This window comes from Methylobacterium sp. CCH5-D2, assembly GCF_001556475.1.
GTDB classification, from domain to species: domain Bacteria; phylum Pseudomonadota; class Alphaproteobacteria; order Rhizobiales; family Beijerinckiaceae; genus Methylobacterium; species Methylobacterium hispanicum.
Window position 1 is genome coordinate 1 of record NZ_LSIX01000849.1, and the last position, 8,709, is coordinate 8,709.

An 8,709-nucleotide genomic window follows, 5' to 3' on the forward strand; every position below is an offset into this window, starting at 1 on the left:
CTCACCTGCGTCGTGTAGCGCGGCGTGCGCATCTCGAACTTCGTGCTCCAGTCCCGCTTCTCCAGCACGCCGGCTCGTGCCGGCACGACCGAGCCCGCGCCCCAACGCGCGTTGCAGGCGTCGATCGCCTCCATCAGCGGACCAGACCGTTCTCGGTCCATCTGCCCGATCAGCGCCCGCGGGCTGTCCTCCAACCGCATCAGGTCGGTGGTGATCACGCCGGCCTTCGCGTAGCGCCAGGGCCGCTCGCCCGGCTCGCGCCAGGTCTTGGCCACACCGAGCAGCGCCGCCTTGATCAGCGCGAGAGTATCGCTCGTCGCCTCCGGCAGCTTCACGGTCGTGGAGACCGAGCGCATCGGGTCGCCCCGGTCGTGTTCGCTGGTGTGGTAGAAGACGCTGACGTGGTTCGTCGCAAGCCCGCCGCGGCGCAGCTTCTCGCCCAGCCGCGTCGCGTGCGCCGAGACCGCCTGCTCCAGCTCGGCCCGGTCGGTGATCCGCCGGGAGAACGAGCGGGTGACCGCGCAGCCCTTGCGCTGGGCCGGCATCAGCTCCAGCGGCAGGCAAGCGAGGCCGCGCAGCTCGTGGATGATGCGCTCGCCCACGACCGTCATCGCTTTGCGTATCGGCCGCGGGTCGAGGTCGCGCAGGTCCGCCACGGTGTCGACACCCAGAGCTTCAAGCTTCGCGAGCGAGGCCCGACCGATGCCCCAGACCTCGGCAACCGAGATGCGGCAGAGCCAGTGGTCGTAAGCCACCGGATCGGTCAGGTCGCAGACGCCCTGCAGGTCGGGCACCGTCTTCGCGATGTGGTTGGCGAGCTTAGCGAGCGTCTTGGTCGGGCCGATGCCCACGCAGGTCGGGATGCCGGTCCAGGCGCGCACGGTGGCGCGCAGATCCCGGGCGAGCTCGACGCGCCTGTCTGCCCGCAGATCCGAGAGGTCAAGGAAGCTCTCGTCGATCGAGTAGATCTCCACCCGGGGTGAGAAGTCCCGGTACACCGCGTTCGTGCGGGCGCTCATGTCGCCGTAGAGGGTGTAGTTCGAGGAGAACACCCGCACGCCCTGGCTGCGGCACATCTCGCGGATCTTGAAGAAGGGATCGCCCATCTTGATCCCGAGCGCCTTAGCCTCGGCCGTGCGGGCGATGGCGCAGCCGTCGTTGTTCGAGAGCACGATGACGGGCACGCCCGCGAGCTTGGGGTCGAACACGCGCTCGCAGGAGCAGTAGAAGCTGTTGCCATCGATCAGCGCCAGAGCCCGGCTCATCGCCCGAGCTGCCCGCGCACGAGGTGCCAGCGGATCGTGAAGCGGACCACGCCCCAGATCGCGGCCTCTTCCAGATCCTCGACCGCGAAGGCAGGCAGGTCGGGGTTGTCGAAGGCGAGCCGCGCGCGGTTGCCCTCGATCATGAGCCGCTTGATCGACATCTGCCCGTTGACGACGGCCACGACCACGCAGTCGTGCCCGGCCTTCAGGCTGCGATCGACGATGGCGAGATCCCCGTCGAAGATGCCGGCGCCGCGCATCGACTCCCCGCTGATCTGCCAGAGGAAGGTGGCGGGCGGGTTCGGCACCAGCCAGCGGGGCAGTTCCAGCGCACCCTCGAGGAAGTCGTCGGCAGGGGAGGGGAAGCCCGCGCAGAGCCGTTGGCCCAGCAGCGGCACACGCACCGTGGCGAAGCCATCGTCCGGCAGTTCCGTGACCCGGCGCAGGCTCATGCGCGCTCGCTCGTATCAAGCACGGCACCGCGCACGTAGCCCCGGGAGATGAGCTGGTCGCGCCGCAGGCTCCGGCGCTCGGCCTCGGCGAGATCGGTGAGCGCGTCCGCGACCGCCTGGACGAGCGCTGCCCAGGTGTCGCCACCCGCCGCTCGCGCGTACGCCGCAGCGATCCGCTCAACCTCGGATGCATCGTTGTCCACAGCCTGCCGATGCATCCGCTTGCCTCTCCTTGCAGAACATAGAGAGAACAAACAGGATGGATCGTCCCGGTCAACGCGGCTCTGCGGTTAGCACCTCAGCCTGTGGACATCGTGGAAAACCCCGGATCGGGGCTTGGCAGTAGGGAACCCAAGCGATGGGCATGCGAACCACCCACCTCGTCCAGACCTTCGTGCTGAAGCGGAAGCGGCTCTCGCCCGGTGAGCAGATCCAGGCCCCGACCGCGAGCGGCGCCCTCAAGCGCGCGGAGGCGATGGCCGGCCGCACGCCCGGCACCGCGGCGCTCAGCATCGTGGCGGATGACGAGACGGGCGAGTTGGAGAGCGCGACGATCTTGGGTCGGTTCGGCGAGGTGCCGGACGACTTCGCCGAGAGCTTGGGCGGGTGAGGGAGCCCCCTCTCGCCTTCAGAGTTTCAACGGCTCGCCGGGGTGCGCCTCTACGTAGGCTTGTAGTACGCGGGCGAGTTGGCCCGGCAGCATGTTGCCGTTCGCGTCGAAGGCATCCGGGCAAAGGCGGCGTCGCTCGGCCGCCTGTCGAGCGCGAGCCATCTGCGTTGGGCACTCGGCAACGCTCTTGATCGTTACTGGGCCTCCCGCGTGCCAGGATCGATCTGCGGCGCACGCTAACGGCGGCTCCTTATCCAGCCATAGCGGGTAAGCACGCGGATCGCCGCAGATCGGGCAGGTTGCTCCCATCGCCGTCCCCTCCTGCCCCCACGCACCTGTATTCCATCGCCTTTCTGGTGAAGGTGGCTGGGAGGACTATTCCAGGCGTGCAAAGTTGCCGTGGTAACGTTGTGCCGCCGCCCTGTATGCGAGCGCGGCGTCGTCCGCTGATTTGTATCGCCCAAGTCGGATCTTTTTGCCTTGGAATTTGATCTCTGCGCGCCAAAGCTGCTTATTGGGTTCGTAGTATATGCCCTTGTGCTTGCTATTCCCGCCGCGGGACTTCTTCCTATTTCTCATGTTTTCAGCATGAGTGCAGAGCCGCAAGTTGGCCCTGCGATTGTCGCAGCCGTTTCCGTTGATATGATCGACAATCTCCCCAGGCGCGGCAGATATAAGCATCCTATGCAGAGACATAGGCCGTTTGGACACATTCGTACACACGTAGGCTGACCTTGCGTGCTTTGGAAAATTAGCGTGCCAAACGTGATCACTCACCGCAGTGATGTCGCTGGGGTCCGCCAGACCGACGAAGCCCCTGGTGAGCGGCATCCAGAGATGCTCCCCACAATCGCACAAAGCAGGTTGGCGGTGCCTCATCTACAGCGTACACCTTGAACAATCAACGTGGTGTAGATTATTAGTCAGCACGCGCCATGCGAGCAAGGCTGAAAATCAACTTCATGATGACTAATTGCGAGGCGGATCGTCGTGCGGTAGGGCGCCAGGCCATGGACAACGAACCTTGGCAGCGACGGGCGAAGGCAACTGGCCTTTCACAGGTCACGCTCGCACGGCTGCTCGGGCGACCACCGAACACGATCTCCCGGCAGATACGCGGCGAGCAGGGCGACGTGCCCCAGCATCTCGTGGCCGTGATCATCGCGTGGGAGATGATGACCCCGGACCAGCGCGAGGAATGGGTCGCTGCGACGCGGCGCGCCTGCGGGCTCCCCTAGAACGCAAAAAGCGCCGCACGGCCCCCATTAAGGAGCCGTGCGGCGCGTGCGCGTCTATACAGAAGAGGTCGGTCTTACGGCGATCGGCCGGTCGCTCCACCGCGACGCGCAGGGGGAGGGGAGATCAGGCGGCGCGCGGCAGGGCGAAGCGCCGGATCACTCCGTCGAGCCGGGCGAACAGCACTTCCGGCGTGCCATCGTTCCGGATCGTGATGTCGGCGGGGAAGTCCATCGCCTCGCTGGCGTGACCGGCGGCGCCGGGCCGGGCGCTCTCGGCATCCGGGCGGACGATCCGCACGACGATGCCACCGCGGGCCCGCATCGTCTCCGCCTCGTTGGCGTAGCGGACATCCTCGGCAACGACGGATCGACCCGAGATCAGGGCGAGATCGGACCGGTTCGCCCACGAGCGGGTCCACAGATCGCGGCCGATGAGGTCTCGTGCCCAGTCGGAGCCGAGGGTCTGCATTGCCCGGCGCGGCGTTCGTCCGCACAGGTCCGGGTCCGGTGCCTCCTTCAGGTCGCCCTCGATCCGCCGATCGATCTCGGTGTCCGACAGATCCAGCAACACGTAAAACGCCCGCAGCATCGCCTTCAGCGGATCGGCGAAGCGCACGCGGGCGAAGCCGTGGCGCTCGGCGAGGTAGGCGGCGGCGAGGGACTTGCCGGCCCCAGCCGGTGCGGTGAGGCCGATGATCATGCGGGGTCCTTCCATCCGGGGAGCGAGCGCATCTCGACAGGCCGACGGGCGATGCGGGCGCGGTCGATGCCCTCGCGCATGCCGGGGGTGAGTCCGCGGTCGGTGAACACGACCGTCGCGTCCGCGCGCTCGCCCCAGGCGAGGCCGGCCGCGATGCCCAGGCGCCGCTCGGCCGGATCGTCGTCGTTCAGCACGCCCGGGAGGGTGTAGAGCGCGTGCGAGGCGAACGGTGCCTCGTTCCTCGCGAGGCAGTCTGCCATCGCCGCCCGGGCGTAGGCGATGTTCCGCGCTTGGTCGGCGGCCCGTGTCTCCGGCGTGTCGCCGCGGCCCGCGAACGGGGACTCGACGATGACGAGGCGGAAGCTCACGCGGCCATCCTCAAATCCGGCGCCCGCGCAGCCTCGCCGGCTGCTGCGCGGATGTTCACCCGGTGCCGGCAGACCTCGCCGTCCTCTCGGTGGAAGGTGACGGCGTTCAGGGCGCGCGTGGAGCGGTAGCCGCCGGCCGCCGCGTAGGCGTCCTTCGCCGCCGGGGTCGAGAACGACTCGACGCGGACCGGACCGACCTCCTTCGCCGTGGCGTGGTGTATGTGCCCGAATAGCATGTGCCGGTGCTCGGTCTCGCCCCAGTCCTTCGCCCGGTCGGTGGCGAGCATCATCGCCATGCGGTCTGGGGTCATCGTGTGGCCGTGGGTCGCCCCGAGCAGGCATTTCCCGAAGCGCCGGAACCAGTGGATGCCTGAGCCGCTCGCGACCTCAATGCGGGGGTGCTCTTCGAAGTAGAGCTCCAGCGCTACGGCGAGCGTCAGGGCCGCGTCCTCGTCGTGGTTGCCGGGTAGCATGGCTACCTCGACAAGCTCGTGCCGCTCCGCGACCGCGGTGGCCGCACCGATCGCGACGCGCGCGCCGACGCCGTAGGTTTTCCGCCAGCGGGAATCGACGTCCAGCGTGTGCCCGCTGCGCGGCGTGGCGTTCTTCTGGTCGTTGGCGTGAAAGAAGTCGCCCAGGAACAGCACGACGGCGTGCCGGGAGGGTGGCGCCATGCTGAGCAGCCGGTCCATCTCCCGGCGCATCATCGCGGCGGCGATGCGGAGGTCGTAGTCCTCACCGCATTCCTGACCGTGAGCCAGCATACCCAAATGGAGGTCGGGGACGACGTAGACGGTGAGCAGATCATCATCCCGAGCGGCCGGCGCCGATGCCATCGGGGCGGAGCCCCGCGCGTCCAGCATCGCCGCCCGCAGCTCGGCCGCGAAGGCGAGCGGGTCGAACGCGTCCTCCGCACCCTTCAGCCACTGCGTCTGCAGCCGCCCGTGCGCGTCGACCTTCGCGGTGACGCGCTTCAGCTTGAACCCGGTCGGCAGTTCGTAGGGCCCACCGGTGGCCGGCGCCTGCCGGATAGTCTCACCCGCGTAGGCGCCGTGCTTGTCGAGCCTCGTGACTGTTTCGCGGATCACAAAACCCGGCAGCACGGGCTTCGTGCCGAGCTCGCCCCGCTCCGCCTGGCCCTTCGCGTAGGCCGACCAGTCGGGAGCAAGCCCGTCGAACCGCCGCGCGTGCGACCCGGGCCGCTCCGGCGTCCCGATCCGCTCCGCCAGCGAGCGGCGATCCACGCCGAGCCGGTCCGCCGCCACCCGTACCGCGCTCTTGGTCGTGGTGCAGCCCGCCGGGGAGACGGGCGGGAAGCCCTCCCGCAGGCAGGCCGTGACGGTATCGACCTCGCGGCGCGCCTGATCCAGGTCGGCCGGAGCGGAGCGCGCTGCGGGCATCGGGAATCCTCGGGAGGGGAAGCGGGGAGGGGCAGGCGCGGGGCGGGCCCGCGCGCCTGGGGTCGTCAGGGCGCGGTGCGGCGGCGCTCGATCTCGTCCAGGCGGCGCATGATGCTCTGGATCGTGTCCCGAGGGGTGTTCAGCGAGGCGAGCTCCTGGCGCAGCGTGTCGAGTTGGCGCTGGAGACCGTCATCGCGCGAGCGCTGGCCGGCCCAGGTCTGCTCGTGTTCGCCCCGGGGGACCACCTGCTTCGACAGGGCCTCAACGTCGCGCTCAATCCGCTCGACCCGAGCATCGCTCAGGCGTTGAAGATCGTCGCGCCGCTGGCCGAGAGTGGTGAACCGGGCCTCGAGATCCTCGCGCGGCACGAAGCGCTCGGCTCGCAACTCCTGCTTGCTGATCGCCACCTCAAGCCGGGATTGCCCGGCGTTCAGGTAGGCGACGCCCCCGGTGCCGATCAGGCCGAGCACCGTGACGAGGATGGAGATCGGAGCCCAGTTGATGCCGGACCGGGCCTTCAGGTCGCCCGTGAGTTCCCGGAAGCCCTTGTCGACGGTCGTGGCGAGGTTGCTCATCCCCTCCTTCAGCCCGGCGACATCGCGCTCGACGCGGACGAGTCGCTCGGCGTAGTCGCCCCCGGGCCCGAAGGGCTGCTGTTGCTGTTGCTGCATGTGCTGTGTGGTCACGGCGATGATCCCGAAGACGGGCGATGGGCGCTCCGTCTCGGCGGGCGCTTGTGTGCCTCCCCCGCAGCGTGGGGAGGGCGGGGCCCTCTCCCGATTAGGGAGAGGGGTCGTCAGCGGGCGTAGGCGGCGCGGACCTTCTCAATCCACGCGACTGCGCGCGCGCCGCAGGCCGCCTTCATGCGATCCTGGAGCTTCGCCTCGCCGATGATCCGCATCAGGTCGACGCGGTTCAGGGCCCTGTCCGGAATGTCGGGGAAGCTGCGGGCGAGGCACGGTCCGACGCTTTCGGGCGCTGCAGGCAGCGTGATCCGAATTTCGGGCGCGCGCAGGTCGAGCGGTGCGGGCCGCTCAGAGCCCACGCAGCCGGCGAGCATCGTCGCGAGAGAGCAGAGGGCGATCGGCACCCGGGCGCGTCTGGGCATCACGGAGGAGTTCCTTCAGCTTGGCGTTGGCGCGTTGCTCGGCGTCGAGGTCCTTCACGGCCTGGCCGGCGATGTCGCGGGTGATCTGCTCGGCCTGCTCCGTGCGGGCCCGCTCGGCGGCGAGGCTGAGTTCGTGCGCGGCGCGCTCGGTTCGGCGCACGGCCTCAGCCTGCACCGCCTGCCAGCCGAGCCCGACGACGATGGCGGCGACCCCGCCCCAGAGCGCAGGGCGCCGGATGAAGCCCGGCAGCCACGCGGCGCCGAGGAGCGAGGCGGCGACCAGCGCGCCGCCGACCGCGGCGAGCGACCACGCGGCGGGCGCGAAGGCGAGCCACGCCACGTAGAGCGGCGCGAGCCAGGGCTGCGCGAGGAGGATCGCACTGGGCGAGAAGTCGAACATCAGGCGGAGACTCCGGTGAGGCGGGGGAATCGACGGACGAGGAAGCTCGGGAGCGGCCGGCCGGCGTCGTCCCAGCGCGCGTAGATCGCGTAGGCGGCGCCCGCGAGGATCAGCCCACCCATGACGAGGCCGAAGACGGTCCCGGCCGAGATCTGCGCGTGGGCGCTCTCGGCCTGGTCCTTCAGTTCGCCCGCGCTCTGGGCGAGTTCGGCGAACCCGAAGGTGCCGGCGACGCCCGCGCCCTGGACGGTGCGGCTCTTGGAGAGGTCCGCGTCCTTCTTCGGCACCGTGAGCGGCTCGGCGGTGTCGAGGGCGGCGAGCGTATCGTCGTCGAGCTCGCCCGTGACCGGCAGGCCGGACCGCTTCTGCAGGAGTTGCACGGCGCCGGTGGTGCGGTCGCCGTGATCGCCGTCCACCGCGCCGACCGGGTAGCGCAGGGCCTTCAGCTTCGCCTGGGCCGGGAGCGTGCGCAGCACGGCCTTGGCCTTGGCGAGCGTCGCCCGGGTCTCGGCGATGCCGATCTGCCCGCCGTTCCAGACCCGCCGCAGGCCGACGACGTCGTCCCGGTCGGCGTAGGCGGCGCAGTCGTTCGCGACCCAGAAGCTGAGGGCCGTGCGCAGCGCGACGCGTGGCTGGGAGAGCGCGCCCGGGTTCGCCTCGAAGCCGTGGGCCCGGTAGTTGTTCCGGAAGGTCAGCATCCCGAGACCGCGGCCGCGAAACAGCCAGCCGTCTCCCGGATGCACGTTACCCTCGCGGCCGCCATAGACCCGTTCGGCGAGCGCCTTCGGGTTCTTCGCGAACGGCTTGGCGGCGGCTAGCGTGGGAAAGCGTTTCGGCCAGACCTTGCAGAGCCGCTCTGCCGAGTAACTCAGGTTCTCCTCGAGCCGGGTGAGGGACTGGCTCTCCGGCACGACCTGCGCGAGGAAGTGCGCGATCCGGAGCGGCGAATCGAGCGTGTCGGAGAGGAGCGCGTCGTCGGCCGCGAAGGCCGCAATGATGTCGGCGCGCGCGTTCGGCGCGACGGCGCGGAGAATCCGCTTCCAGTCGGTCATGGCGATCTCGCGATCAAAGGGGGGGCGCTCGGCGCCCGGATGTGCTAGGGAGACCGCCTCTGCGGCGCTCGCGCTGCGGCTGGGCTGCCGGCCATGGCTGGCGCCCGTTTCGGGGG

At 69.5% G+C, this 8,709-nt stretch carries 13 protein-coding genes; 2 read left to right on the plus strand and 11 right to left on the minus strand.

The genetic code is table 11. The features are described 5' to 3' along the window. From AX737_RS22350 to AX737_RS22360, 3 genes are all read right to left on the minus strand, one after another. Positions 1 to 1,265, minus strand: a 1,265-nt coding sequence (locus tag AX737_RS22350; RefSeq protein ID WP_066921409.1) for a Y-family DNA polymerase, incomplete at its 3' end; no start/stop codon positions are given. Then, positions 1,262 to 1,717 (minus strand): translesion error-prone DNA polymerase V autoproteolytic subunit, encoded by a 456-nt coding sequence (gene umuD / locus AX737_RS22355; protein ID WP_066921407.1) that lies wholly within the window; start codon positions 1,715 to 1,717, stop codon positions 1,262 to 1,264. The genes umuD and AX737_RS22350, both read right to left, overlap by 4 nt. Further along, positions 1,714 to 1,935, minus strand: coding sequence for a hypothetical protein (locus AX737_RS22360; RefSeq protein WP_066921405.1), 222 nt, complete (start codon positions 1,933 to 1,935; stop codon positions 1,714 to 1,716). The genes umuD and AX737_RS22360 overlap by 4 nt, the downstream gene beginning before the upstream one ends. Positions 1,936 to 2,075: 140 nt before the next feature. On the opposite strand from AX737_RS22360, the gene AX737_RS22365 reads away from it, so the two are divergent. Then, positions 2,076 to 2,327 (plus strand): hypothetical protein, encoded by a 252-nt coding sequence (locus AX737_RS22365; RefSeq protein WP_066921403.1) that lies wholly within the window; start codon positions 2,076 to 2,078, stop codon positions 2,325 to 2,327. An 18-nt stretch (positions 2,328 to 2,345) separates the two neighbouring features. Here AX737_RS22365 and AX737_RS33525 read toward each other — a convergent pair whose 3' ends face one another. After that, entirely contained in the window at positions 2,346 to 2,489 is a 144-nt protein-coding gene (locus tag AX737_RS33525; protein ID WP_156453667.1) for a hypothetical protein, read from the minus strand. 848 nt (positions 2,490 to 3,337) lie between these two features. Between AX737_RS33525 and AX737_RS22370 the strand changes: the two genes are divergently transcribed. After that, positions 3,338 to 3,565, plus strand: coding sequence for a helix-turn-helix domain-containing protein (locus AX737_RS22370; RefSeq protein ID WP_066921401.1), 228 nt, complete (start codon positions 3,338 to 3,340; stop codon positions 3,563 to 3,565). 124 nt (positions 3,566 to 3,689) lie between these two features. On the opposite strand, the gene AX737_RS22375 is transcribed toward AX737_RS22370, so the two are convergent. From AX737_RS22375 to AX737_RS22405, 7 genes are all read right to left on the minus strand, one after another. After that, positions 3,690 to 4,265, minus strand: coding sequence for a hypothetical protein (locus tag AX737_RS22375; RefSeq protein ID WP_066921399.1), 576 nt, complete (start codon positions 4,263 to 4,265; stop codon positions 3,690 to 3,692). Then, positions 4,262 to 4,633, minus strand: coding sequence for a hypothetical protein (locus AX737_RS22380; RefSeq protein ID WP_066921398.1), 372 nt, complete (start codon positions 4,631 to 4,633; stop codon positions 4,262 to 4,264). Before AX737_RS22380 ends, AX737_RS22375 begins: the two co-directional genes overlap by 4 nt. Beyond that, positions 4,630 to 6,033 carry a metallophosphoesterase gene (locus tag AX737_RS22385; RefSeq protein ID WP_066921396.1) on the minus strand — a complete coding sequence of 468 codons (1,404 nt, stop codon included), beginning with the start codon at positions 6,031 to 6,033 and terminating at the stop codon, positions 4,630 to 4,632. The genes AX737_RS22380 and AX737_RS22385 overlap by 4 nt, the downstream gene beginning before the upstream one ends. Before the next feature lie 65 nt (positions 6,034 to 6,098). Then, entirely contained in the window at positions 6,099 to 6,719 is a 621-nt protein-coding gene (locus AX737_RS22390; RefSeq protein WP_156453666.1) for a hypothetical protein, read from the minus strand. Positions 6,720 to 6,829: 110 nt separating this feature from the next. Beyond that, positions 6,830 to 7,078, minus strand: a complete 249-nt coding sequence (locus AX737_RS22395; protein ID WP_156453665.1) for a hypothetical protein — start codon at positions 7,076 to 7,078, stop codon at positions 6,830 to 6,832. Beyond that, complete coding sequence (locus AX737_RS22400) at positions 7,068 to 7,541, minus strand: hypothetical protein (protein WP_066921390.1); 474 nt, start codon at positions 7,539 to 7,541, stop codon at positions 7,068 to 7,070. Before AX737_RS22400 ends, AX737_RS22395 begins: the two co-directional genes overlap by 11 nt. Continuing rightward, the gene (locus tag AX737_RS22405) at positions 7,541 to 8,593 is read right to left on the minus strand and encodes a peptidoglycan-binding protein (RefSeq protein WP_066921388.1); all 1,053 of its coding nucleotides are present in this window, start codon (positions 8,591 to 8,593) and stop codon (positions 7,541 to 7,543) included. The genes AX737_RS22400 and AX737_RS22405 overlap by 1 nt, the downstream gene beginning before the upstream one ends. Positions 8,594 to 8,709: the final 116 nt, after the last annotated feature.

What these genes read in the sequence shown, in the direction of transcription:
- umuD (WP_066921407.1), bottom strand. Translation starts at nt 1,717, where the DNA reads ATGAGCCTGCGCCGGGTCACGGAACTGCCGGACGATGGCTTCGCCACG.
- AX737_RS22360 (WP_066921405.1), bottom strand. Translation starts at nt 1,935, where the DNA reads ATGCATCGGCAGGCTGTGGACAACGATGCATCCGAGGTTGAGCGGATC.
- AX737_RS22365 (WP_066921403.1), top strand. Translation starts at nt 2,076, where the DNA reads ATGGGCATGCGAACCACCCACCTCGTCCAGACCTTCGTGCTGAAGCGG.
- AX737_RS33525 (WP_156453667.1), bottom strand. Translation starts at nt 2,489, where the DNA reads ATGGCTCGCGCTCGACAGGCGGCCGAGCGACGCCGCCTTTGCCCGGAT.
- AX737_RS22370 (WP_066921401.1), top strand. Translation starts at nt 3,338, where the DNA reads ATGGACAACGAACCTTGGCAGCGACGGGCGAAGGCAACTGGCCTTTCA.
- AX737_RS22375 (WP_066921399.1), bottom strand. Translation starts at nt 4,265, where the DNA reads ATGATCATCGGCCTCACCGCACCGGCTGGGGCCGGCAAGTCCCTCGCC.
- AX737_RS22385 (WP_066921396.1), bottom strand. Translation starts at nt 6,033, where the DNA reads ATGCCCGCAGCGCGCTCCGCTCCGGCCGACCTGGATCAGGCGCGCCGC.
- AX737_RS22400 (WP_066921390.1), bottom strand. Translation starts at nt 7,541, where the DNA reads ATGTTCGACTTCTCGCCCAGTGCGATCCTCCTCGCGCAGCCCTGGCTC.
- AX737_RS22405 (WP_066921388.1), bottom strand. Translation starts at nt 8,593, where the DNA reads ATGACCGACTGGAAGCGGATTCTCCGCGCCGTCGCGCCGAACGCGCGC.